Genomic DNA, 24,133 nt, shown 5'->3' with positions numbered 1-24,133 from the left:
TGTATGAAGCTGACAGTAATCGGTACTGGGTATGTGGGTCTTGTATCTGGCGTGTGCTTTGCACTGGGCGGACATCATGTCATCTGTGTGGATAAGGACGAGGAAAAGATTAAGAAGCTGAAACAGATGGAATCGCCCATCTATGAGCCGGGAATCGAGGAACTGATTGAACTGAATCTTCGTGAGGAAAGGTTATCTTTTTCTGCAGATCTTCAGGATTCGGTGCGGCATTCAGATATTATCATTCTTGCTGTAGGTACGCCATCATTGCCTAATGGTGAAGCAGACTTAACCTACATTGAGGGTGCAGCTGCTGAAATCGCTAAAGCGATGGAAGGGCACAAAATTATAATGACTAAATCTACAGTTCCCGTAGGGACAAATGAGAAAATCTCCAAAATGCTCTCTAAGTTTACCCATCATTCTTTTGATATCGTGTCTGCTCCCGAGTTTTTACGTGAAGGGTCAGCGATTCGCGATACCCTCCATCCCGACAGAATTGTCATTGGTCTTGATAATCCAGAGCTGGAACCAACCATGCGCGAGCTTCATAAGGGTTTCACTGAAAATGTATTTGTAACAGATATACGCAGTGCTGAAATGATCAAATATGCTTCAAATGCATTTTTGGCCACGAAGATTTCCTTTATTAACGAGATTGCCAATATTTGTGAAAAAGTGGGAGCTGATGTAACCGAGGTAGCACAAGGAATGGGTATGGACCAAAGAATCGGGTCATCCTTCCTGCAGGCTGGTATCGGTTATGGAGGCTCCTGTTTCCCGAAAGACACTAATGCACTCATTCAAATTGCGGGCAACGTCGATTACGAATTCAAATTATTGAAATCTGTAGTCGAAGTGAACAAGGGACAACGGTTTATGATCATCTCCAAGCTGCATGAATCACTTGGCAGCCTGCGCGGTTCGACGATTGGGATATGGGGGCTTGCTTTCAAGCCTAATACTGATGATGTCCGCGAAGCTCCAGCCAGAGAGATTGTTGAGGCACTGGTTGCTGAAGGGGCAACAGTCAAACTATATGATCCAATCGCAGCTACAAATTTCAGGCAGCAATATGATCATCCGCAGCTTTGCTGGTGCAATCTTCCAGAGGAAGCGGCTGAGGGCAGCGATGCCGTATGCCTCTTGACCGATTGGAGCCTACTGAAGGAGATTGATCTGCATCAGCTGGCGAAAAGCATGCGCAATGGGGTGCTGATTGATGGACGCAACGTGTATTCCAAGGAGCAAATCGAGGGTACCGGCCTCGTTTATCATTCTGTCGGCCGCCCGCAGATGGGTGGCTTGAGTGGTTATTCTGCTAGTGTGGCTGGAGCGGTTTAATCAATATATATTGAACTTGTGATTTTTCTATTTAGGGATGAGCCGTGACTCCAGAGAATGTTTGGACTTCCAGCCGCTGTTGTTTCCAGATTTCTTGATTTATACCGCTTAATAGCGGATGAAATCCGGAAAAGCTTATGCTTACGAAGTGAGCTTTCCTACGGAAAGCTTTTAGGCGGATGCTATCGCTCCTACAGTTCCAAAATTCCCCTCCGTCACTCCGTTCCCTTATCATAAGTTTTAAGCAATTTATAAAGTTAGAGTACTCTGATTGTTTATCGCAGTAGCAGATAACCTTGTTGTTGTAGTAGTACTTGCGTTGGCTGCTGCCTCCATAGGAGCAGAAGCAAATCTTTAGAAAAACGTGCTGCCTTCCGGCTGGTACAGCCCGGTGCAGTACGGTTCAAGCATTTAGAGGAAGTTGGTTAGGTAAAGAACGGAAAGGGAATTTGGAACTGTAGAAACGGAGTGTTCGCCTTTATCCTCGGATTTCTACCGCTGGCGGCGGTTCAAATCAGGAAATCTGAGGATAACAGCGATCGGAAGTCCAAAATCCCTTGGAGTGGTTCATACCTAATAAATTTTTTTAAAAATGCATCCGCTCGAACTAAGGCTAAGCGGAAGCTATACGTTTTGATAACAATTCAATTATGCTCATTTCCATATATTAAGGAGGGTTCATTCTATGAAAATGGTACTTCTATCAGGCGGTTCAGGTAAACGGTTATGGCCGTTGTCCAACGACTCACGTTCAAAGCAATTTCTAAAGGTACTTGAAAGCCCTCAGGGTGAACCAGAATCCATGGTACAACGTGTCTGGAGACAGCTGGAGGAAGCAGGGATGGCAGAATCATCTTATCTGGCCACCGGCCGTGGCCAAGTAGAAATGATACAAAGCCAGCTGGGAAGTCATGTGCCGATTATCGTTGAACCGGAGCGTCGGGATACTTTTCCGGCTATCGCCTTAACAGCTACCTATCTTTATTCAGTGGCAGGTGTTTCTCCAGCGGAAACGGTAGCAATATTGCCTGTTGACCCTTATGTAGAAGCATCCTTTTTCGATACCATAGCTATGCTTGAGGGGACCATGCTGGAAAGTGGAGCAAATCTGGCACTAATGGGTGTTGTTCCTGAACATGCCTCAGAGAAATACGGATATATTATTCCTACCACCGAAGAGGCGGGGGGAAATGGTTTTATGAAGGTGAGTCACTTTCAAGAGAAACCAGACCGTATACAAGCAGAACAGCTCATCGAGCAAAATGCCTTGTGGAATTGTGGAGTGTTTGCCTTCCGCTTAGGGTACTTGTTAGATATTTTGCAGCGTAAAGGGTTGCCTTTAGGATATGAAGAATTGCAGAAGCAGTATAAGCTATTGTCTTCCATCAGCTTTGATTATGAAGTGGTGGAGAAAGAAGAACATATTGTAGTACAGCCGTATGATGGATTCTGGAAGGATCTTGGAACGTGGAATACGCTGACAGAGGAAATGAGCAGCAAGCATGTAGGAAAAGGTTTTGTGACGGCGGATTCTGAGGGGACTTGCTTGATTAATGAGCTGGATATTCCGATTACGGTAATTGGTGCGAAGGATCTGATCATTGCGGCTAGCCCGGATGGGATTCTAGTTACCCATAAAGCTGAGAGCCCACGGATTAAAGAAGTGCTGAAGACCTTTGAACAAAGACCGATGTACGAGGAACGCCGCTGGGGCCATTACAAAGTTATTGATTATGTGAAATATGATGAAGGCAATGAAGTGCTGACCAAACGGATTTTTATATCCGAGGGGAATAATATCAGCTATCAATTACATCGCAAGCGTAGTGAAATTTGGACAATCGTCAGCGGCGAAGCAAGTATTGTTCTGAATGAGAAAAAACATAATGTGAAGGCTGGGGACGTGGTACGTATACCGGAAGGAACGAAGCACGCGATCCTTGCTTTGACGGATGTCGAGTTTATAGAGGTACAGACGGGTTCTGAATTAGTAGAAGAAGATAACATTCGTATTACTTTAGACTGGAATGATATAGAACTACAACAATTCATTTCATAGGTCTAACCTATCTATTTAACCAATCCAAAATTTCTTGAAACAGGTAAATTGACTCAATTATCAAAAAAAGTCATAAAAACACTAAATATATCATTAATTGTCGTCGATACTTACGGTAAGAGAGATTATTTCTCTTAAATTGAAAAGGCAAACCTATCGAAAGGTAGGGACGCAAAGCTATAGGGCCTTCGAAAGAGTGGCAGCCTGGCTACCGAAAGGGAGATTATTTTGAAAGCTTACCGTACGTATCGATTATTTGGCGCATTTCTGTCACTCGTCTTGTTTCTGACTGCACTTCCGCTTACTGTTGGAATTTCGCCGTCTGTTGTCATAGCTGCTTCAAATTCTGGAACGCCAGTTACCCCAGGAGCCTCACCTGAAGCCGTAAAGCTGCTTAACTATTTTTACTCGATCTCAGGAAAAGGTATTATTGCTGGTCAACATGACTATTTAGAAAGTCCAGATGAAATTAACAATATGCTGAAGGGAACCAGCGGACAATATGCCGCTCTTCACGGTTATGAACTGGGCGCGATCAGCGGTCAGTCAGAAGGAACGATGGCCTGGCAGCGTCAAAATGTGGTGAACAGCGCCATCAACTGGAATAAAGCGGGCGGGATCGTAGCTATGACTTTTCATGCTAACCTGCCGGGCACCTCTTATGACTGGGATAATGTAAAAAAAACACTTAGTCAGAATGAGTTCGATAGTTACGTTACACCGGGTACCAAGCAATATAACAATCTGATCGCTGAACTTGATAAGGTGGCAGTCTCTTTAAAAAGCTTGCGCGATGCCAATGTTCCGGTGCTTTGGAGACCCTATCATGAAATGAACGGGAACTGGTTCTGGTGGGGGAAGAAAAATAACTTTTCTAAACTTTGGAATATTATGTATGACCGTTTTGTTAACGTTCATAAATTAAATAATTTGTTATGGGTATGGAGTCCGAATGCTCCCAATGTTTGGTCAGATCCTTATGCGCTAACTTATCCAGGTGCTGATAAAGTAGATATTCTGGCAGCAGATATATACGAAAATGATTACCAGCAAAAATACTATGACAGCTTGTTGAGTCTAGCCGCAGGCAAACCGATTGCGATCGGGGAGAATGGTGAAATGCCTAATCTGGAGAAGCTTCAGCAATCACAAAGTAAATGGACGTATATGATGAGCTGGGGAAAAATGCTTTACGAGAATAATAGTGCAGATACAATTAAAACATTTATGAATAGCAACTATACCTTAACTAGAGATAAATTAAATACTAGTCTGGTACCGACACCTAGCGCTGCACCAGCGCCGGCACCTCCCGAAGAAGAGGGTGAGGCAGCAATTCCTCTTGTGAAGGGGCTTGCAGGAGAATATTACAACAACATACAGCTATCGGGAACAGCAGCTCTTACTAGAACTGATGCAATTATCGATTTCAATTGGCGGCAAGGATCGCCGGATGCCGCCCTCGGGGTTGATCGTTTCTCCATACGTTGGAGCGGTAAAATTAAGCCATTATATGATGAGCAATATACATTTTACACTACCTCAGATGATGGCATCCGTGTGTGGGTGAATGGGCAATCCGTGATTGATAGTTGGACTAAGCAAAGTGGTACTGAGCGTAAGGGTAATATAACGCTGAAGGCTGGCCAGCTATACGATATCAAGGTGGAGTATTACGAAAATGAAGGCGATGCGAGAGTCCGCTTGATGTGGGAAAGTGCTAGTCAAGCTAAAGAGACAGTTCCAGCAAGTGCACTTTATCTTCCGGATGTCTCCTGATTGATGAAAATTAAAGGTCGATCCTTAGTGGCTCTGCGTTATTGCAGAGCTACTAAGCTATAGTCCTCATTAGGTCAGAAGACGATTGTCCGATAACAGGTATGTTTATTTAGCACCTGTGGAGGCAGTACAGCTACCGAAAGGAGGATTTATTTGCGTAAATATTATAAGCAAAACAGATTGTTGTTTACTATATTACCGGTGTTTATTATTTTTTCCTTGCTGCCTTGGGGAGAGGTTAAGGGTCTTCCGAAGGCTATGAGTGTTTCTTCCGCTCTTCCTCCGGCTATACCAAGCAATCCATCAGCTTCTGAAGAAGCCAAGCAACTGCTGAGTACTTTGGTGAATCTACGTGGCAAAGGAATCCTGTCTGGCCAGCACGATTATCTAGAAAGTCCAGATGAACTGGTTCATAAGCTGAAGAATACATCGGGACAAAATGCCGTTCTACATGGTTATGAATTGGGGGCAATTAATAATCAACCCGAAGGGACGATCGCAGAACAGCGACAAGCTGTTATAGACAGTGCAATGGAGTGGCATCAAGAGGGTGGCATTGTAGCCATGACATTCCATCAGAGTTTGCCGGGGACTTCTCCGGAGTGGTCCAATGTAAACAGAAGTCTCAGTCAAGAGAAGTTTAATACTTATGTTACGCCTGGGACGGCTCAGTATAAGAGTCTAATCTCTGATCTAGACGAGATCGCTGGCTATTTGGGACAGCTGCGTGATGCCGGAGTTCCAGTCTTATGGCGACCTTACCATGAAATGAACGGCGGTTGGTTTTGGTGGGGGAAAAAGGACAATTTTTCAGCGCTTTGGAATATTGTCTATGATCGTTTTGTAAATACACATCAACTGAATAATCTACTGTGGGTGTGGAATCCGAATGCGCCGAATGAATGGGCAGATCCTTATGCTGCATATTATCCCGGTGCGGATAAACTCGATGTTCTTGCTGTGGATATCTACAATAACGATTATAAGCAGTCCTACTATGAGGATCTGCTCGCACTTGCTGATGGTAAACCTATCGGAATCGGGGAGAGTGGACAGCTGCCGAACCCGGAAGTATTAACCGAGAAACAAAATAAATGGGTCTATATGATGACCTGGGGAAAATTACTGACAGAAAATAATACGCTACAGTCAATTAAAAGCTTTATGAATGACTCGTTTATAGTATCGAGAGAGGATTACGTTCTCACAACAGGAGGCCCTTCGATAGCACCGGTAATCCCGGTAACTCCAACGGGTTTGACTGGAGAATACTATAACAATACTGATTTAGAGGGAGAAGCGGTACTTATCCGCGATGATCGTAAGATTGATTTTAATTGGCATGGCGGGTCACCTGCACAGGAGATAGATGAAGATCATTTTTCTGTTCGCTGGAAAGGGAAGCTCAAACCCAAATTCAGTGAAAAATATACGATTTCGGCATCCTCTGATGATGGAGTCCGTGTCTGGATTGACGGAAAGCTGATCATCGATAATTGGAAAAATCAAAGTGCAACCCTTCATAAAGGAAGTATCCCGCTCACAGCCGGAACACTTTATGATATCCAAATTGAATATTATGAGAATGAAGGAGATGCTAATCTTCGCTTGCTGTGGGAGAGTTCCAGCCAGAAGCAGCAGGTGATTCCACAAGGGGCATTGTTCCTTCCTTAATCTAATGAAATGATAGGGTTAGACATTCCGGAAGAAAGAGAGGACCTATGGATGGGAATAACGAGGAGAATATCTAATAGAAAAAATAGGATAACTGCAAACAAACCATTACTGTTATTACTGAAATTCACCGCATTAACCGTCTTGTTTCTGTTGTCTGTCTCTGTTTTCGGAACGAATAAGACGAACGATTATAAGGCAGGTGCCAATATACCAAGATTAGCTACAGGAAGTGATGTTGCAGCAGAAATACCGGATGGTACTGTGATCTGGAATCTGGGACAACATGATGGCTCAGCAGCTGAGTTCGCTGCGAGTGGCACTTCTGGCAGTAAGAAGATATTTAATGTTCCTTCTTCAGCGCTCAAATCATCGGCTCTTCAGAGCTTGCCTGCAGGCTTGAATGGAAAGACCCAGCCGGAATTAACGATCACCTATCAGCTAAATAAGATCCCGGAGAATGGGGTCTTATTTAGCGTAGGAATTCTGGATGCTTATAAATCCGTGCCGCAAATGAGTGTGTTTTCCAATCGTCAATTGTCAGGGATCATTCAAATTGCGGGCGTATCGGGCACAGAAAGTGAATATAGCTTTCAAAAATCCTATGAATTATACATTCCCAAGGAGCAATTGAAGCTGGGAACGAACGAATTGAAGCTGCAAACGGTTCGCTGTTTATATTGCAGTGACAAAGAAGACGAATATTCCTGGTGGACTTGGGATAATCTCCGTTTAGAATCTCTTAACGCTCCAATTTCCGAGCCTATTCATGGCAGCTATACACTGACCGGAACAGTAGTGAATAATAAGCAGTTTTACTTTGATGAAGGTGCGGTTACGCACTTGCCTTATGTTATCAAATGGCTAGGGATGGCTTATAGCGGCAATGTGATGCGTACTAGCTGTGCCAGTGATGTCGGGAGATCCTGCTCGGATATGATGGAATATTACAAGGTATTGCAGGATTACAACATGCAGGCGGTTGCTTTGTATTTGCATACTGGTGATATTAAGCTTAAGGCAGATGGATCGTTGCCTGCTGACGCGGAGAAAAAGCTGACAGATTATTTTGAGCAATATAGCCCCTATTTTCAATATTATGAGGTAGATAATGAGCCGGGATTATTCAATCGTTCTAAGGCAGTGAACCTGGCGATTGCGGACTGGCTGAATAAAAAGGGCAAGCAAATCGCGCCCCATTTACAAACTGTTGCTCCGGGCTGGGCATATTGGCCGAGCTACAGTGAGGATTCTTGCGGTAATCAGAAGGGAACTGGGAAGGAATGTGGAGATCCGGATGGCTGGGAACGTGATCCAGAGCAACGTATGGAGCTGGAGAAGGTTACAGATTTGACCAATGGACATTCCTACGGCGACTCTTATATTTTTAGTAATGGAGGAAGCTTTACTGAGAATTTGAAGACCTTCACTGGCGCAGACAATGGACTCGGCAAAAAAATGCTGACCACTGAATTTGGTACCTCGGACAGTCATGTGGATGCCTATCAATACGGGGCAACGGAGCGGACAGCGGCTGTATTCGACCGGATCATGCGTGCACATATTGGTTATGCGGATATGTTTGTGCAGCATGCTGCTTTTTTTAAGGATTTCAGTTTATTCAAATACGGGTTTAATTTAGAAGAGCATGATCCGGCGACCACAGAGATTTATTATACAAAAGAAAATGAGGATTCACGTGTCAGCATCATGAGAAGGCTCAGTCTTGCCTATGCTACACATGGAGCTCCGCTAACTTATCAAATTGCCAACAAAGATGTGTTAGCCGACAAGCTGGTATATGTTCGGGCCGTGGATACTTCTACATTGAAGCCTCTTGCTGGAAGCGGGGCGACTTCAAATAAGGTACTGGTTAATTTCGTTAACTTTGAGTCTACTCCACAGACCGTGAGTGTAAATGTGACTATGCCGAAAAACGGGGTGTATGAAGGGGAACGTTTTGGAAACGGGGATACGTATGAAAAAGCAAAAAGTTATGTAACAGGCAAAAAGGCTACTCCCACGTTAACCTTTACGGAGACACTTGCTCCAGGAGAGGCTGTGCAGTATATTTTGCAGCCTTCTTCTGAAGTAAAGCCATCGGCACCTAAAGGATTTAAAGCCGCAGCAACAAAAGGTTTAGCTGTAAAATTAAATTGGTTGGAGGCACCGGGAGCAAGCTATGAGCTGCTTCGCGCTGAAGGTAGCGGCGGGGAAATGAAGGTGGTAGCCACCGATGTGAAGCTTACAGAATATACGGATCATAATTTACGTGAAGGGACGTTATATACCTACGCGGTAAGGGTATCCGGCTCTAATTTACTGTCCGATAAAGTTCAGATTACAGCCACCGGACTGGTTCCTCTGGATCGTACTAAATGGAAGGTATCCTCAAATGTGAATACGGCAGCATCAGCTCCTAGTCTGGCTATCGATGGGGATCGGCGCACGCGCTGGGATACGGGGAAACATCAGGCTTCCGGAGAGTATTTTCAGATTGATCTGGGTGAAGCACATGAAATTGAAAGAATAGATTTGGATAGCACGTTATCACCGTTTGATTATCCAAGAGACTATGTAGTTTATATTTCTGACGATACTCAAAACTGGAACAAACTCACGTCTGGAAAAGGTACGAAAGAGCTTACTAAGATATCCTTATCTAAAGTAAAGACGAGGTATATCAAAATTGTACAGACCGGATCCGGCGGGAATTATTGGTCCATTCAAGAGCTTCAGATGTATTCCAGAGAATAAGGGTATCATTTGAATTTATATAATCATTTATAGCGCATACTAAATTACTGTGAGATAGATCTATAATGGAATAGGGAATTCTTCCCTATAAATTTTGTGTTTTAGGGTTGAACAGGTGGAATATAGGAAATTTCTCCCTGTATTCCAGCGGATATCGCCGTTTTTTAGAAAATCCTCCGTATTATAGGGAGAAATTCCGCATAACTGGGCAATTGTGAGGAAATCATCCTAAATAGAGGGAGTTTTTCCCCATAAAACTCCTTCCCCAACGCCCCATCACAATTTCTTAGACTGAGTGCAGAAGGTGGGGGAGTTTGGGATATCCCATAGATCAGAATGTATATGTTCCACGGCATATATTATCTTTCTCTTTCTCGCAGAAACGGAAGCCGTCCTTAAAAGGACGGCTTCCGTTTATTCTTGTTTAAATCCGTTAAATGAAACGAAGTCCAGACATATACGGCAAAGCAATAGCATCGGAATCCTCTGATCTCGCTGGATCAAAGAGCAGCGAGATCAGCTCCTTGTCGTCCTGCACGGACGACAAGTCGAGGCCTGTGCGGCAGCCTTCGGTCTGCCGCAATAGCGCTTCCCGGTCTGCGATGCAGACCGTCCCGCTGTTCGCGCCGCCGCTTAAGCTGGCGCCGGCGTCCCGCAGAAGCGCGAGCAAGCCGCGCTCCTGCCACGGCACAGGCACTTGCAGCGTGCCAACGCCGCCGCACAAGGCCGCCTTGGCCAGCAATGCCGCTACCGCACTCGGCTGGCCGGCCCATTCCACCGCCGTCGCCGCGTTCGGCGCGGGCACGTCTGCCGCCGCGGGCACAGCCACCGCGGCGAACCCCTCGATGCTGCCGTCCCGAACGGCTACGAGTGTGCGCTGGGCCAAGCCCATCACACCCGCGTAAGCCTCGGTCCCCAGCAGCAGCGCCAGCTCACCCGGACTATATACATGTCCGGCTTCGCGTTCATTGAGCAGCCGGTAGACGGCGAAGAAGTCGCCCGGCTGCATTGGCCGCAGCGTCCATTCTTCTCCTGCTGCAGCTGCAAGAGCCTGAGCTGAGCTTGCGTTCAGCTCGGCAAATTGCGTACCTCCGAACGGTACGCACCCAGCTCGGGTGTATAGCGAACGATCACCCGAGACAAAAATCAGCGATGCCTCGGCCTCGGCAGCATGACTCTGGCATAGCTGTAGAAGTTGGCCCGCCAGTCCTTGGCCCCGAAAAGCGGGATCGGTGCAGACAGCACCTATGGAGAATACATTCAGGAAAGCATCTCCAGTCTTGATCGTGGAGGGTACGAGCCCCATGAAAGCAGCAACCGTTCCGTCATCGGCAATAGCCGCGTAGGAATGACTGAGTCCAGGGCGGAAAATAAGTGGAAACAGTTCTTTCATTGAAGTGGCACCCGGTTCACGAAAGACAGAATCTGCGAGCAGAGCTGCTTGGTCTAGCTCCGCAGGTTTAATTAATCTCAATTGCATAACATTCAACCTCCTATATGTACACACGATGGGGAGAAAGCATTTACATAAAGTATAAGGCCCGGGGAATGAAATCTCCAATCTTGTTTATATTATTCAATGTCTCAAAAGGATATCGAAAAGGGTAATAAAGTACATAAATAAGGAAGCTTCTTATATTTTAAAGCTAGAAGAGAAAGGGAAGTGAATAATCGGTGTCCCAACTTGCAGATAATATTATATTATTACTGGCAGCACTCCTGCTTGTAGGCGTATTTTCCACCAAGTTCTCCACTAAATTTGGAATGCCAGCTTTAGTGCTGTTTCTTGCTGCGGGGATGGTGCTAAGCCAATTTGTTTTTTTTAATAATGCTTCCTTAACGCAAATGGCCGGAATCTTCGCATTGGTTGTCATATTATTCGAAGGTGGCATGCAGACGAATATTAAGGATATTAAACCTGTTATTCGGCCGGCATTATCCTTATCAACGGTAGGCGTAATCATGACGACAGCCATTGTAGGGGTATTCGCTAAGCTGATCCTTGATGTGTCATGGCCAGAAAGCTTTCTGTTTGGAGCGATCGTTGGATCGACAGATGCGGCTGCAGTTTTCTCGGTACTCGGCGGTAAGAACATTGATAAACGTCTGACCTCGACGTTAGAAGCAGAATCAGGAAGCAACGATCCAATGGCGGTGTTCTTGACAGTCTCGCTAATCGAATGGATACAGCATCCGGATATGGCGATATGGGGGCTGCTGTTGTCTTTTATATGGGAGATGGGCATTGGCTTAGTACTGGGTTTTGTGCTGGGGAAGATCGCAGTTTTCTGTATCAATCGAATTAACCTGGATTCTACAGGTCTTTATCCAGTAATGGCGATTGGCTTTGCTGTTCTGACCTATGGTTTATCAGCATGGGTACATAGCAGCGGGCTGCTGGCTGTTTATGTTATGGGCCTTACGCTTGGGAATTCCGAGCTAATGTATCACCGTACCATTATGAATTTTAGTCATGGCTTTGCTTGGATGATGCAAATATTTATGTTCATACTGCTTGGTTTGTTAGTATTTCCACAGGAGCTGGCGGAAGTGGCATGGCAAGGTATCGTGTTATCCGTCATTCTGATGGTTGTAGCTAGACCAATCGGTGTATTTATAAGCCTGCACTTTTCCAAATTTACGATCCGCGAGAAGACTTTGATTTCTTGGGCCGGACTTCGTGGAGCCGTTCCGATTGTGTTAGCGACTTATCCGCTGCTGGCTGATCTGCCTCACGGACGACTATTCTTTAATGTTGTATTTTTTGTCGTACTGACTTCGGCGGTGATTCAGGGAACTAGTATTTCCCCGCTAGCATCCCGATTGAAGCTTGTGGGGCAAGAAGATTCAGATCAGCCTTCCCTGATGGAGCTGGTTGCTCTTGGCAAGACAGATTCGGAGTTTAACCATATTGGAATTAACCCTTATATGCCCATTGCTGGACAGAAGATTTCAGAAATAGGTCTTCCAGATGATATCTTATTTACGGCAATTATCCGCAATAAAAAGATTGTCACTCCGCATGGAAGTACTGTTATTGAGCCTGGGGATACTGTGTATGTCCTAAGTCCGAAAAGTAAGCGTGATGAGATGAGGGCTTTCTTCCGCAGCAGGAAAGGAAAGACAGCGGAGGAGGATGTTTCTTTAATCTAGAGAAGAGACTCTTTTACCAAAGTGTGACACACATAATAGGCTTTATAACATAAGCTGTGCTAGAATCGGCACAACATATAATCTCCAGAATAGTTGCAAAACACGAAAGAGTGTGTTAAATTGTATATAGATTTAGAACGAGTCTAAATACAATTATAATAAATGAACCATAGGAGGTTTTATTAATGACAACACAATTAAAGAACCATACTGAACTGCAAGCTGCTTTGAACCGCCAAACTGCGAACTGGTTCCTGCTCGGGGTAAAGCTTCATCATTATCACTGGTATGTTAGCGGATCTCAATTCTTCACACTGCATGAGAAGTTTGAAGAGCTATACAATGAAGCTGCGGGTTATGCAGATGATTTGGCTGAGCGTTTGCTTTCTATTGGTGGACAACCAGCCTCCACAATGAAGCAATATCTTGAATTGTCCGACTTACAAGAAGCTCGCGGCGGCGAAGATGCTAAAGGTATGGTACTTGAGCTCGTGAGAGACTTTAAGACTGTTGCTAAAGAACTGCAAGATGCAATTGCTACTGCTGAAGAATTGAGCGATCAACCAACTGCGGATCTGCTGATTGGCATCAGAAGCAGCATTGAGAAACATGCTTGGATGCTGAATGCCTTTATCGGCTAAGACAACATCCTTATAGGGATAGAATACACAAAGAGCGCCTGCGTATGGTTAACGCATGGCGCTCTTTTTTTGAAGCATTCTATTTAATAAATACTCCACCAAATGGCACGGCTTCGCGCAGAAATCGTTTAATAATTCCATCATCGTTATTATCTCTTTCAAATCGGCGATTCTGGCGTCCGGCTTGAAACAACACAGGGCCGTGGCCCGTCATCTTCCAATGATAACTCATATGCTGGCTAGCTAAATGGTTGCCGTAAACGGTAAGCTCCAGCTTCGCATTCTCAGGATAGGCAATAATGCTGCCTGCATCCACATAGAGCGGATTGTAAGGATGAAGCTCAGCTTCACATACCGTACCTTCAGTCAATATACCAATGATGCCGTTACCCGTAAATTTCACTTTCACAATATCTCGTGTAACGAGCACATTCTTCATACTTAGCACTCGTGTATCCATCGTAACTCCCTTGCTGTAGAAGAAGAGATGTTTAAAGTCGTACAATAAATCGCTCTTTCCATCAAGCTGCAGAATCTTTACCCGATAACCTGGTGGAAGGGCGGCGACAAAATGGCAAGGGCCAGACATATCCGAACGAATCAGTTTTCGCTTGCGATAGATGCCCTTTACATCCATAAATCTGTCTGCCCGTCCAGTGGCAGGCCCTTGATAAGCGATAATTTGTTGTGGGTGCAGCACATGAACCTCTTCCTTCTCCCCAAGGGTGAAGGCTACGGCTTGTCCGCTCCCGCTGTCGCTTTCATCTTGGACATCGATGTTCATATTTCATCTCCCTCATGCTGTAGACGTGATCTTTACTGAATGTTCAAGATTAGCGCAGGCGGTCTCCTTTTCTAGAACGGTGAAGCATGCTGAAACGAACAATACGGATGAGTATAAAATACCCCAGAATTAGACCAATCCCCGTAAAAATAGTCACTTTGATTTTATGATAATATTCTTCGCGTGCCGTCCGGTCATTTTGCAACTCATCAACCATCTGTGTTAGTTGGCGATTCTGCTCCTGAAGGGCTTCGTTCTGTGTCCGGTAGGCCTCCATTTCCTGCATGGTATTCGTAAGCTTATCCTTCGCCTGTTGTAGCTCTTCAGCTGTCTGCTGAAATCCTTCTTTCAATTCATTGACTTCATTTGGAAGCTCAGAAAAGCTTTTGAATCCATTATAGATATCACTGAATATATTGGCTTGTGCTACTGGGGCCGGAAGAGATATGGAAAGAGTCAGCAGAAGCAGGAGCGAACATAACAGCTGTAGATATTTACGGTATTTACGTTGTTTCATCTATATAATCACCACCCAATTTAGGCTTGTATTTCTTTTATTTTAACACAGCTTGACAGCTTCTGACAGCGTACGCTAAACGTGAATAGGGCTTCTTGGGTCAGTATTATTTGCCTGTTTGAAGTGAGGTTACACTTCCTTGTAAAGAACGATTTGGCTGTGCTCAACATGATTGAGAAGAGGGACTATTTATCGTATACTTTGGACGGAAAGGGGCTGCTGCGGAATGAATAAATGGCTTAAGACAATGTTATTTTTGGTCGGATCTGCTTTTTTGACGAGGTTGATTCCATTCTCATCTTTGTTTCGGAATTTGGACACGATGATTCATGAATTTGGTCATGCGCTGGTGACTTTACTGCTGTCTGGCAGTGTGCTGCGGATTGAGCTATACGCGAATCATAGTGGGGTCACCTATTCAGCCATTCAAGATGGAGGCAGAGCGATACTGGTGTCGCTATCCGGGTATGTGCTTGCTTCCTTATTCGCATTGCTGCTCTTCTATCTCTACAGTAAAGGACGGCATGATTGGGGACTTATCTTAGCTACTACAGTAGCATTGATTATGCTGGTAATGTACGTGCGGGGAAGCTTCGGAATGATGTGGTTAGGCGGGTTTATTGCGCTGAATGTTTTAATGCTGGTGGTGTGGAAAAAGGCCAGCAAATATTATTATTTGTTATTAGCTTTTTTGACCTTGGAAGAGTCTGTAATGGGAAGTTTATTTCTCGTATATGCGGCCGTTGTATCCCCATCTCGTGCGGGAGATGCCAGTAACCTGGCAAGGATGACATCGGTGCCGGCCATATTTTGGGCAGTCCTATTTTTTATATTTTCTCTGCTTTGCGCCAAATGGGCGCTGGGACTATTTTTTAAGCGGGAGCGAGTGCAGCCTAAACTTCAGAGTCGTTAAAGTTAAAAACATAAAATTTTCGTCATAAACAGACAAAAGGGGCTGTTTTTGCGAGAGTCAGTCTACTTAGTATGTAGAATGGCTCTTTTTTTGTCGATAATATAGAACCGAACATACATTCCATGACATGGAGTTGTCCGCCATTATTGGTACATTAATAGAAGACCCAAAAAAAGAAAGAGGTGGAAAATATGATGGAAAGTATTACTCCTATATTTACGTGGGGTCAAGATCGTATTTTTGCAGGTGGAAATCGGGATGTTGTTTTACTTGTCGAATGGAAAGGAAATTTGCCTTCAGAAAATAGCCGACCAAGCAGCCACAAAGTGGTTGCACGTGATATTGAACTACGAGTTTGGCTTGAGCCACATGTAACTTTTAAGCGCTGTTATGGATGTGAAACGGAGGCTGGAGAAGGGAATTCACTCTTGCTTAAGCTTGGAAAAATAAAAACAGGACAACGCAAATTCATAGGATTGGAGTTCACTACTTCTAGTTCTGTAGCAGGTAAATATGAAGCATTATCCCTACAGTGGAAGTATAAAAAACCAACCGTAGAGCGTGTTCGTGAACTTCCCGTGAAGGTACTTGAGCTGGAGTACGCGCATCATACGCGCATTCTGAGCGATACTTGCTGCTTTTATGTTGAGAAGCATCTGGAATTGTTGAAGACGGCTGAAACGGTTGAAGCAGCAGAGGCACTACGAAGTAAAGGCCAGCATAGTGAAGCTCACGAAATGCTCAATCGACATGCGGATAAGATGTTGCTACTCGCAGTACGCTCTGGAGATCCTTTGCTGCTTAAAGAGGCTGAAATGTTGTATAAACAGATCGGGTTCGAGCATCAGCAACGAAGTAAAGCCGTTGGTGGAATTTAATATAGGACTCACTGCACGAGGATGCACATAAGCGAAAAAAGACCTATACATAAATTGGATTTTTCAGCGGATTCGGCGGAAAATTATAAGAAGAATTGTAATATAAAATGTGGTAACATAGTAAAAAAGTTCTATCACAATTTTACTTTTTTTCATAAAATAATGGGTCTATTTAACCATAAATCAAGGGGAACTGAATATGACAGACCGATTAATCCGACTGATGCGCATTATTACACTTGTTCAAGCCAAGCCAGGGATATTAGCCCGCGAATTGGCGGAACGCTGCGGCAACAGCGAGAGAACGATTTACCGGGATATGGACGCGCTTAGCGCCATGCATATTCCCATAACCCACCTGGGGCATGGAAAAGGTTATGCTTTTATTGGGAATTTTGCACTCTATCCCTTGGATTGGTCGGAAGAAGAAGCAAACGCATTTTCGCAATTACGCTATATTATGGAAGATATAAAACCAGCATTACCCATAGATTTTGAAAGCGCGTATGAAAAAGTAGTCGCAGCTGAATATAAACGTAAGGCGGAGAGAGAAGAAACAATAGAACGTGCAAGAAGAGAAGTAGGGGTGGGGTGGGCAGAAAGAAGCAGTTCGCATATGGAACAACACTCATTTCTTACTCCGATCCTGGAGGCTTTATTAAAGCAAAAGAGTATTCAAGCGAATTATAGTGAGAATGCATTAGAAGAGAAAGGGATCACCATTGATCCTTATTGTCTGGTTCCGCTGGAAAGTCGTTTTCATCTCATTGGATTTTGTCATCGTCAGGGTGTTATTCGTACATATCATATCAACGATTTTTCTAATGTGAAGCCATTAAATCGTTTTTTTTCGAAGGAAGCGTTTGATGTGCAAGCCTTTATGAAGCAGAAATGGTCACTCGATAGGGATAGTTTACAGGTAGAATTCAAAGTGAAATTCTCGGAACGGGTAATGGAAGGAATTAAGAAGGACGAATTGCCTTTTAAGCCAAGTAAAGTGGATCGTCAATCTAGATGTTTTCACTTTAAGGTTGCCGTGGAACAAGATATAGGATTTGTCCGCTGGATTAAGAGATTCGAAGAGGAAGCGGAAATCATTGAACCGTACTATTACCGTGAAGTAATCAGGCAGCAGTTGGAAAAATGGAGTTCGCACTATAAATAGTGATACGCTCATTTGACCTTCGTTCAATTCGAAAGATGGGGTGCTTGAGCAACCATTTAAATGGTTGCCGGTGGCATCCTTTTTTTGCGAGTAAGTCCAAGATACTCATTTCTAACTATCTAATTATAACAATATATAACTAAACATATCCAAACACAACTCAATCTATAGAAAATCGAAAAAACGTATGCTAGAATAGCATCTACATATATACATGTGAAAATGGGAGGAATGGAAATGTTTAAGAAATGGTCAGTCAGGATCTTTGGTGTATTAGCAATTTTTTTGGTTGTGAATTTATCTGCGGGCGCAGGGTTGGAGGTAGAGGCAGCCGCCAAGAAGACAGAGATTATAGTATCCGCTGCAGCCAGCTTGCAAGATAGCTTAGATAAAATGGCGCTTCTCTATGAGAAGAAGCATCCCGATATTGATTTGGTCTTTAATTATGCTGCATCTGGCACATTACAGAAGCAGATTGAGCAGGGTGCTCCGGCGGATTTGTTCTTCTCTGCAGGGGATAAACAGATGAATGCGTTAGTGGATGCTGGACTGATCTCTGACCATAAGGTTCTGCTTAAGAATCAGTTGGTTCTAGTCGTACCTTCGAATTCAAAAGCTTCATTAAATACAATCACTCAACTTACGGATAAATCCTTTAAGAAGGTAGCGGTAGGGCAGCCTGAATCTGTGCCCGCTGGCCAATATGCTCAGCAATCGTTAACTGCGAAGAAGGTATGGGATACGCTGCAAAACAAACTTGTATTTGCGAAGGATGTACGTCAGGTTCTGTCTTACGTCGAAACGGGGAATGTCGATGCAGGCTTTGTATATAAGACAGATGCATTGACTTCAAAAAAGACGAAGATTGCCCTTACTGTAGGCCCGCATGTTCACAAAGCCATTAATTATCCGGCGGGTATCGTGAAGGATTCGAAGAATCAGAAGGAAGCTAAAGAATTTTACAATTATCTTCAAAGCAAAGAGGCTAGTGATATTTTTGCAAGCTATGGCTTCTTGCTTCCTTAAATAAGAAATCATGAGTAGAAGCGGGGTGAATAAGGATGGAAATAAATTGGACTGATTTCTTCGCCCCGGTATGGCTTTCCGTTAAAATCTCTGTAATTACCAGCATCATTGTATTTATTCTTGCAACGGCCGCGGCCAAGGCTATGGCGGGTCGGAAATTTCCTGGTTATAGCTTGGTTGAGACTGTAATGCTTCTTCCTCTCGTATTGCCGCCGACAGTTGTCGGATTTGTATTATTGGTCGTCTTAGGTCGTCGCAGCTGGATTGGCAGATGGTATGAACAAATGACGGAGCATACGATCCTTTTTACATGGGGGGCTGCGGTTATCGCCGCGGTTGTCGTAGCTTTTCCTCTCGTTTACCGTACGGTGAAGGCGGGCTTTGAAGGCGTGGAAGCGGATCTTGAGGATGCGGCGCGTGCGCAGGGAGCGAGCGAACTGCAGGTACTGCGTTATGTCACATTGCCCCTTGCAGGTCGGTCACTCGCTGCTGGGTATGTTCTAGGTTTTGCCCGCGGTTTAGGAGAATTTGGCGCAACGATCATGGTAGCTGGAAATATTCCTGGCCGCACGCAGACTGTACCTACAGCGATCTATGTCGCGGTGGATGGCGGCAACATGACCCTTGCTTGGATGTGGGTGTGCTCCATTATTGTTATGTCTGCTGTGATGTTGATGTTTGTGAACCGGCGTACTTAATTATGCTCGAGTGAGATCGCTCCGCTGACTTCAGTGGGAATGTCGATTGGAAATCTTGATAAATTTAAAAAAACCTAGCCCATCCAGGAGTAACCTGGGATGGACTAGGTTTTTTTTCTTTAGAAACGCACCGTTAAAACAAAACCTCTTTAATAAGAAGCAAGCCTGTGACTATCAGGTTTCGTAAATAATCGTCCCGATTTCCGTGAGATCATATCCGTGAATGGACCCAAGCTCACTTTGAAAGGCTGGCGAGCGTAAAATATTAATCACGGTGGCGATCCATTGCTCATGCTCCGGTTTCTTAAGCATCACTAGATCGTAAGACTCCTGAATCAAGGGAATGAAATCAATGCCATCGACAATCTGAGTAGCTTTCTCGGTACCGATGGCCACATCAGCTTCCCCTCGTGCCACTTTACCAGCGACTGCCAAATGACTATTCTCCTCCTGCGCATATCCAGATAGGCTTGCGGCAGGAATGCCGTGCAATCGGAGTTGCTCATCCAATAACACACGTGCACCAGCGCCTCGTTCTCTATTAATCAGTGTAAGTCCATCCTGTTGCAGATGAGACCATTCATGAAGACCTTTAGGATTCCCCTTTTGAACATACAATCCTGCACTTCGGGTCAACAGACGCACTACAACATAAGAGAAGCCTACAAGGATTTTACGAATATAGGGAAGGTTATATTCTCCAGTATCCCCGTCGAGCAGATGCGTACTGACGATGTCCGATTCGCCCTGATACATGGCAATCAGACTATCTAGACTGCCAGCGTAAGAACGAAGAGGGCGCTCAGTGGGCAGGCAACGCTCCAAATAGGTGGCTAGAATATCGAGTGACATATCCTGACCCGTAATCACGAGGCTGTGTCCTGTAGCTTTACTATTAAATTGGCCAGAATGTGTGGCAACTTGTGTTAGATTTGCTCCAGCAAAAGTCAGCGGCGATGTCGATAGGGTCATGCCACTTCGAGCATTCTGTTTGTAGGCTTCTAAATCGGATTGATCCACACGCATCTGTTTTCCTACACGGTAGGAGGGAAGCTCCCCTTTTTTAATCAGATCATATACTTTTAATTTCGAGATCTTCAGTAAACGGGCAATTTCCTCAGTCGTATAGGATGTGTTATCAGACATGACAAAAGCCTCCAGAACTTCATAATAGGACAAGACTACCTTATTTTGAAGTCCTGTGCAATTAGGCTATTGTGCTTTACCTGCCTGCTGTGTATTGGATAATTTGATTAATTCTGAAACGGTGACAAATCGAAAACCTTGCTTTTCTAATTCCGGCAAAATAATTTTGAGCGCTTCCCTGGTTTGGGATTGTCCATGCACATGATCATGAAACAGGACGATGTCACCGTTATGTGCATTTCGAATAACCTTGTTCGCGATACTCTGCACGCCAGGGCGATTCCAGTCGCGTGTATCCTGATGCCAGGACCATAAAATAGGCTTTAGGCCCATATTGTTTGAAGTATCAACTAGTGTCTCGTCATACATGCCACCCGGGGGTCTGAACAAAGCACTATGCTTTCCAGAAACCTTTATGATTTCTTCTTCGGTTAAATTAAGCTCCCGCTCAAACTGGGCTTTATTAATAGGTTTTCTAAAATAGACGTGATTGTAGGTATGGTTAGCTAATTCATGTCCTTCGGAAATGACTCGTTTCGCCACATCTGGATACGCTGCAATTCTTTTTCCTATGGCAAAGAAGGTGCATTTCGCATGATATTGACTCAATACCTTTAATATTTGATCGGTTTCAGAAGGGTCAGGACCGTCATCAAACGTTAATGCAATCACTTTTTGGTTAGTATGTACTTCCCAAATCATGTCTCCTCTTTTTTCGTAGTAGTCGCGGTTCTTGCTCGGGCTACCTAGAGCGGAGTTCGTGAAGCATAACAAGAGAGAGAGGGTAGTCATCATAATTTTGCTGCTAGTTTTCATGAATTCACCTGTTTTTTTTATTTTAGAATGCTCCTTTGGAGGGTCAAAATATTCATAGTTTCAGTTTTGTAAAGACAATCAGCCTTTTTTCATGTTCTTTCTTCTTTCTGCTATATCTCCCTGTACAAGTAATAAGATTCATTCTGGCTTCGGTAGACTTTCCAAAAATTCGTTCCAAGGGTGCTTCAGCAGTGGTGAAGATTTCTACAGACTCTACAATATAAGTTAGTTTTCGCCCGTCCGCATTGGATAACGTTATTTCATCACCGTGCTTAAGCTTTTTGAGGTTGAAAAAAATAGCTGGACCTATATAACTATCCACATGCCCGTCTAAAATTACATTTCCCTTAGCACCTGGTAATATTCCTGGGTACAGAATTCCTGCAATATTGCTGTCCTTAGGGACGTCCATTTGTCCATCTGGAAGCAACGTAACGGTCTCTATTTTGGCGCTCACATTAATAGCTGGAATGCTAAGCTGAGTAGGCAGGATAGGTTTGGGTAATGATGGTTTAATATCGATCTTTTGAATAGCTTTAGTAGGAGTTATCGTTTCTTGCTGCTGTGCATGTAGTGACCTTGTTTCTGGTCTGCTTTCCTGCGAGTGTGAGTCAGTACAACTGGCAGTGGTTAAAGTGATGAAGGTTAATATAAATGAAGATATCCATTTTTTCATGTGTAAGAAAAGAAAGAGGGGATTCCCCCTCTTTCATCCTCCCTATTCAGTTTGTTCGCTAGCACCGCCATGGCCTGTTTTTGGCATTTTTGTTGCTTTCATGTGAATGCTCTTAGTGTTAATGCTTTTAGCCTTCATGCTCTTTGCATGAATTCCTTTAGTGGAGTGGCTCTTCATATGCATTTTCTTTTCATGCATTTTATGTTCTTTTTCTTTCTTCATTTTCTCAGCATGTACTTTTTTCTCATGTTTCGTTTCGGCTGGTGCAGCAGAAGCAGAAGCCGCAGAAGCAACGGATAGCATCAAGCAAGTGGATAAAAGAGCTACGGACAATTTCTTCATTATCATTTAGTGGATTCCTCCTAGATGTTTTTTGCCTACGAAGATTAATATCTCCATTTCAATTGCTTTTAGATTGGTGGATTGCTTCCATTGCAGTTTGGGATTGGGATAACGTTGTATTTTGATGTGAAAATTGTTATGAAAATGCCTTATAATGAAGTTCAATATATAGACATTTGGTTAGGGGTGGGAATATGACACTTATTGAAAAAAGAGAACACCGGCAATATCCGGAAATTACCCGCCTAGAAACGTCGAGAGCTGCTTATGAGCGTGATTATTCACGCTTGATTCATTCGCCTACTTTTCGTAGGCTGCAAGGCAAATCTCAAGTGTTCGGGGCTGGCACGGGTGATTATTACCGGACGCGTCTAACTCATTCACTTGAAGTCGCTCAGATTGCACGTGAGGCAGCGAAAAGTCTGCTTAGATCTTATCCAGAGGTGGAGACAAGTAAAGCGGAGAACCCAGGACTTGTAATAGATCCAGAGGTTGTAGAATGCGCGGCCATTGCTCATGATTTTGGTCATCCTCCTTTCGGGCATAAAGGGGAAGAGGTACTGGATAACATTCTGGACCAGCTTATTGAAAAGAAGACGAATGAGGCTGCCCTGCAATCAGGAGCAACGGGTGCAGATAGGCTGCTCATTCATGAGCAGATGAAACAGCGCTATGAGCATTTTGAAGGCAATGCTCATAATTATCGGCTGATTATGTTTCTGGAGAAGCGTGAGAACATTGATGGACTAAATCTGTCGGATGCAGTGCTTCTCGGAATAAATAAATATCCGTTTCCCGGTACCTCACTTAAGAAGGGAATGTACCTTCACGAATGGGCATATATTTCGGAGATTCGCAAAGAGTGGGGAATACCAGCAGGTAAGAAAACGTTGGAAGCTCAGCTGATGGACCTTTGCGACGATATCGCTTATTCTGCACATGATTTGGAGGATGGAATTAAGGCTGGAAAGATTGAAGTGCATGAACACTTTATGCATGATTCTTATATTCAGCGGCTGATCGTAGAGAAAATTACAACGTTAGAGGATTTCTTCTGGAAGGGTTGGGAGGAGGAAGGTATCCGCGCTAAGGTCGAAGAGGTGCTTAGTTCATTTCTTCGAGTATGGATGGAAAAGATGCCAACCTGCGAGAACGACTATTCCAGAACTCGGCGTGAAGTTAAAGCTTATTGGGTTAGCACCTTTGTCGCAAGTCTTGGGGTGATTCCTGATGGAGACTGGAAGAAGGTCACCTTTATAAAGGAAGGAAAAGAAGATGAGGATATGCTACGGACCGTAAGTGTGCTGAAAAGCTTCGCTTGGGTCACGATGATTCGTGATTTACGAGTACAGCGGCTTCAGAAACGTAGTGAATGGATTCTGCGCCGTCTATGGGGAGCTTTTCTTGATCCGCAGACATCCAAAGCCATTATTCCATCGGACTGGCTGCAACGCTTTGAGAAGGATCAGAAACAAGCGAATCCTATTTGGACATGGGAACATATGGTGATTGATTATATCGCAGGGATGACGGATGCCTTTGCTGAGAAAATATACAATGAGCTATACGGGTTGAAAGTCGGATCGATTTATGACTTGGATTAGATAAAACAGAAGATTAAGTTAAGGCCAGCCTCCAATCCATTGGAGACTGGCCATTTGTTTGTTTTTTATAGAATGGGGAATATTTTGTTAGTATTTTGTTATTATTAATTTGACTATATTTAAGCTTGTTAACCCTGATATTCAGTGTTTATTATAACAAA

Annotated in this window: 20 protein-coding genes and 1 riboswitch; of the genes, 13 read left to right on the top strand and 7 right to left on the bottom strand. The window is 44.1% G+C overall.

Translation table 11 applies throughout. From position 1 onward, the window contains the following. Window positions 1–3: 3 nt before the first annotated feature. The 5 genes from NSQ29_RS22690 (at window position 4) to NSQ29_RS22670 (ending at window position 9,613) form a co-directional block, all read left to right on the top strand. Entirely contained in the window at window positions 4–1,344 is a 1,341-nt protein-coding gene (locus tag NSQ29_RS22690) for a UDP-glucose dehydrogenase family protein (protein WP_341126145.1), read from the top strand. Between the two features lie 685 nt (window positions 1,345–2,029). Beyond that, a complete protein-coding gene (locus NSQ29_RS22685) occupies window positions 2,030–3,403 on the top strand; it encodes a sugar phosphate nucleotidyltransferase (RefSeq protein WP_036676586.1) in 1,374 nt (457 codons plus the stop codon). 136 nt (window positions 3,404–3,539) lie between these two features. Beyond that, a riboswitch (cyclic di-GMP riboswitch) is annotated at window positions 3,540–3,619 on the top strand. Between the two features lie 12 nt (window positions 3,620–3,631). Further along, on the top strand, window positions 3,632–5,182 hold the full coding sequence (locus NSQ29_RS22680) for a glycosyl hydrolase (protein WP_340974283.1): 1,551 nt from the start codon (window positions 3,632–3,634) through the stop codon (window positions 5,180–5,182). Between the two features lie 153 nt (window positions 5,183–5,335). Continuing rightward, window positions 5,336–6,856 carry a glycosyl hydrolase gene (locus NSQ29_RS22675; RefSeq protein WP_340974284.1) on the top strand — a complete coding sequence of 507 codons (1,521 nt, stop codon included), beginning with the start codon at window positions 5,336–5,338 and terminating at the stop codon, window positions 6,854–6,856. Window positions 6,857–6,907: 51 nt separating this feature from the next. After that, window positions 6,908–9,613: a discoidin domain-containing protein gene (locus NSQ29_RS22670; RefSeq protein WP_341126144.1), complete on the top strand. Its 2,706-nt coding sequence runs from the start codon at window positions 6,908–6,910 to the stop codon at window positions 9,611–9,613. A 433-nt stretch (window positions 9,614–10,046) separates the two neighbouring features. On the opposite strand, the gene NSQ29_RS22665 is transcribed toward NSQ29_RS22670, so the two are convergent. After that, the gene (locus NSQ29_RS22665) at window positions 10,047–11,093 is read right to left on the bottom strand and encodes a GNAT family N-acetyltransferase (RefSeq protein WP_341126143.1); all 1,047 of its coding nucleotides are present in this window, start codon (window positions 11,091–11,093) and stop codon (window positions 10,047–10,049) included. A 194-nt stretch (window positions 11,094–11,287) separates the two neighbouring features. Between NSQ29_RS22665 and NSQ29_RS22660 the strand changes: the two genes are divergently transcribed. Together NSQ29_RS22660 and NSQ29_RS22655 are read left to right on the top strand one after the other, a co-directional pair. Continuing rightward, on the top strand, window positions 11,288–12,766 hold the full coding sequence (locus NSQ29_RS22660; RefSeq protein ID WP_341126142.1) for a potassium/proton antiporter: 1,479 nt from the start codon (window positions 11,288–11,290) through the stop codon (window positions 12,764–12,766). Between the two features lie 185 nt (window positions 12,767–12,951). Beyond that, window positions 12,952–13,407 carry a Dps family protein gene (locus NSQ29_RS22655; RefSeq protein ID WP_042185198.1) on the top strand — a complete coding sequence of 152 codons (456 nt, stop codon included), beginning with the start codon at window positions 12,952–12,954 and terminating at the stop codon, window positions 13,405–13,407. A gap of 79 nt (window positions 13,408–13,486) precedes the next feature. Here NSQ29_RS22655 and NSQ29_RS22650 read toward each other — a convergent pair whose 3' ends face one another. Continuing rightward, window positions 13,487–14,191: an AIM24 family protein gene (locus tag NSQ29_RS22650; protein ID WP_042185200.1), complete on the bottom strand. Its 705-nt coding sequence runs from the start codon at window positions 14,189–14,191 to the stop codon at window positions 13,487–13,489. Between the two features lie 49 nt (window positions 14,192–14,240). Then, window positions 14,241–14,708 (bottom strand): hypothetical protein, encoded by a 468-nt coding sequence (locus NSQ29_RS22645; protein ID WP_042185202.1) that lies wholly within the window; start codon window positions 14,706–14,708, stop codon window positions 14,241–14,243. A gap of 226 nt (window positions 14,709–14,934) precedes the next feature. On the opposite strand from NSQ29_RS22645, the gene NSQ29_RS22640 reads away from it, so the two are divergent. The 5 genes from NSQ29_RS22640 (at window position 14,935) to modB (ending at window position 19,388) form a co-directional block, all read left to right on the top strand. Next, complete coding sequence (locus tag NSQ29_RS22640) at window positions 14,935–15,621, top strand: M50 family metallopeptidase (RefSeq protein WP_076283905.1); 687 nt, start codon at window positions 14,935–14,937, stop codon at window positions 15,619–15,621. 191 nt (window positions 15,622–15,812) lie between these two features. Beyond that, window positions 15,813–16,499 carry a hypothetical protein gene (locus NSQ29_RS22635; RefSeq protein WP_341126141.1) on the top strand — a complete coding sequence of 229 codons (687 nt, stop codon included), beginning with the start codon at window positions 15,813–15,815 and terminating at the stop codon, window positions 16,497–16,499. Between the two features lie 199 nt (window positions 16,500–16,698). Continuing rightward, window positions 16,699–17,664 carry a helix-turn-helix transcriptional regulator gene (locus NSQ29_RS22630; RefSeq protein WP_042185208.1) on the top strand — a complete coding sequence of 322 codons (966 nt, stop codon included), beginning with the start codon at window positions 16,699–16,701 and terminating at the stop codon, window positions 17,662–17,664. A gap of 237 nt (window positions 17,665–17,901) precedes the next feature. Beyond that, window positions 17,902–18,690, top strand: a complete 789-nt coding sequence (gene modA / locus NSQ29_RS22625) for a molybdate ABC transporter substrate-binding protein (protein ID WP_042185209.1) — start codon at window positions 17,902–17,904, stop codon at window positions 18,688–18,690. 35 nt (window positions 18,691–18,725) lie between these two features. Next, a complete protein-coding gene (gene modB / locus NSQ29_RS22620) occupies window positions 18,726–19,388 on the top strand; it encodes a molybdate ABC transporter permease subunit (RefSeq protein ID WP_042185211.1) in 663 nt (220 codons plus the stop codon). Window positions 19,389–19,562: 174 nt separating this feature from the next. Here modB and NSQ29_RS22615 read toward each other — a convergent pair whose 3' ends face one another. From NSQ29_RS22615 to NSQ29_RS22600, 4 genes are all read right to left on the bottom strand, one after another. Next, window positions 19,563–20,534: a helix-turn-helix transcriptional regulator gene (locus NSQ29_RS22615; RefSeq protein ID WP_341126140.1), complete on the bottom strand. Its 972-nt coding sequence runs from the start codon at window positions 20,532–20,534 to the stop codon at window positions 19,563–19,565. Window positions 20,535–20,600: 66 nt separating this feature from the next. Continuing rightward, window positions 20,601–21,350 (bottom strand): polysaccharide deacetylase family protein, encoded by a 750-nt coding sequence (locus NSQ29_RS22610; RefSeq protein ID WP_052404165.1) that lies wholly within the window; start codon window positions 21,348–21,350, stop codon window positions 20,601–20,603. A gap of 52 nt (window positions 21,351–21,402) precedes the next feature. Further along, window positions 21,403–22,026, bottom strand: coding sequence for a class F sortase (locus tag NSQ29_RS22605; RefSeq protein ID WP_341126139.1), 624 nt, complete (start codon window positions 22,024–22,026; stop codon window positions 21,403–21,405). Window positions 22,027–22,068: 42 nt separating this feature from the next. Next, complete coding sequence (locus NSQ29_RS22600) at window positions 22,069–22,374, bottom strand: hypothetical protein (RefSeq protein ID WP_339269021.1); 306 nt, start codon at window positions 22,372–22,374, stop codon at window positions 22,069–22,071. 188 nt (window positions 22,375–22,562) lie between these two features. Between NSQ29_RS22600 and NSQ29_RS22595 the strand changes: the two genes are divergently transcribed. After that, entirely contained in the window at window positions 22,563–23,972 is a 1,410-nt protein-coding gene (locus NSQ29_RS22595; RefSeq protein ID WP_076283910.1) for a deoxyguanosinetriphosphate triphosphohydrolase family protein, read from the top strand. Window positions 23,973–24,133: the final 161 nt, after the last annotated feature.

The sequence above is a fragment of the Paenibacillus sp. FSL F4-0236 genome, from assembly GCF_038000135.1.
Classification (GTDB): Bacteria; Bacillota; Bacilli; order Paenibacillales; family Paenibacillaceae; genus Paenibacillus_AQ.
This window is presented reverse-complemented; position numbering and strand designations above follow the sequence as displayed.

What these genes read in the sequence shown, in the direction of transcription:
- NSQ29_RS22690 (WP_341126145.1), top strand. Translation starts at nt 4, where the DNA reads ATGAAGCTGACAGTAATCGGTACTGGGTATGTGGGTCTTGTATCTGGC.
- NSQ29_RS22685 (WP_036676586.1), top strand. Translation starts at nt 2,030, where the DNA reads ATGAAAATGGTACTTCTATCAGGCGGTTCAGGTAAACGGTTATGGCCG.
- NSQ29_RS22670 (WP_341126144.1), top strand. Translation starts at nt 6,908, where the DNA reads ATGGGAATAACGAGGAGAATATCTAATAGAAAAAATAGGATAACTGCA.
- NSQ29_RS22665 (WP_341126143.1), bottom strand. Translation starts at nt 11,093, where the DNA reads ATGCAATTGAGATTAATTAAACCTGCGGAGCTAGACCAAGCAGCTCTG.
- NSQ29_RS22655 (WP_042185198.1), top strand. Translation starts at nt 12,952, where the DNA reads ATGACAACACAATTAAAGAACCATACTGAACTGCAAGCTGCTTTGAAC.
- NSQ29_RS22650 (WP_042185200.1), bottom strand. Translation starts at nt 14,191, where the DNA reads ATGAACATCGATGTCCAAGATGAAAGCGACAGCGGGAGCGGACAAGCC.
- NSQ29_RS22645 (WP_042185202.1), bottom strand. Translation starts at nt 14,708, where the DNA reads ATGAAACAACGTAAATACCGTAAATATCTACAGCTGTTATGTTCGCTC.
- NSQ29_RS22640 (WP_076283905.1), top strand. Translation starts at nt 14,935, where the DNA reads ATGAATAAATGGCTTAAGACAATGTTATTTTTGGTCGGATCTGCTTTT.
- NSQ29_RS22635 (WP_341126141.1), top strand. Translation starts at nt 15,813, where the DNA reads ATGATGGAAAGTATTACTCCTATATTTACGTGGGGTCAAGATCGTATT.
- NSQ29_RS22630 (WP_042185208.1), top strand. Translation starts at nt 16,699, where the DNA reads ATGACAGACCGATTAATCCGACTGATGCGCATTATTACACTTGTTCAA.
- modA (WP_042185209.1), top strand. Translation starts at nt 17,902, where the DNA reads ATGTTTAAGAAATGGTCAGTCAGGATCTTTGGTGTATTAGCAATTTTT.
- modB (WP_042185211.1), top strand. Translation starts at nt 18,726, where the DNA reads ATGGAAATAAATTGGACTGATTTCTTCGCCCCGGTATGGCTTTCCGTT.
- NSQ29_RS22615 (WP_341126140.1), bottom strand. Translation starts at nt 20,534, where the DNA reads ATGTCTGATAACACATCCTATACGACTGAGGAAATTGCCCGTTTACTG.
- NSQ29_RS22610 (WP_052404165.1), bottom strand. Translation starts at nt 21,350, where the DNA reads ATGAAAACTAGCAGCAAAATTATGATGACTACCCTCTCTCTCTTGTTA.
- NSQ29_RS22605 (WP_341126139.1), bottom strand. Translation starts at nt 22,026, where the DNA reads ATGAAAAAATGGATATCTTCATTTATATTAACCTTCATCACTTTAACC.
- NSQ29_RS22600 (WP_339269021.1), bottom strand. Translation starts at nt 22,374, where the DNA reads ATGATAATGAAGAAATTGTCCGTAGCTCTTTTATCCACTTGCTTGATG.
- NSQ29_RS22595 (WP_076283910.1), top strand. Translation starts at nt 22,563, where the DNA reads ATGACACTTATTGAAAAAAGAGAACACCGGCAATATCCGGAAATTACC.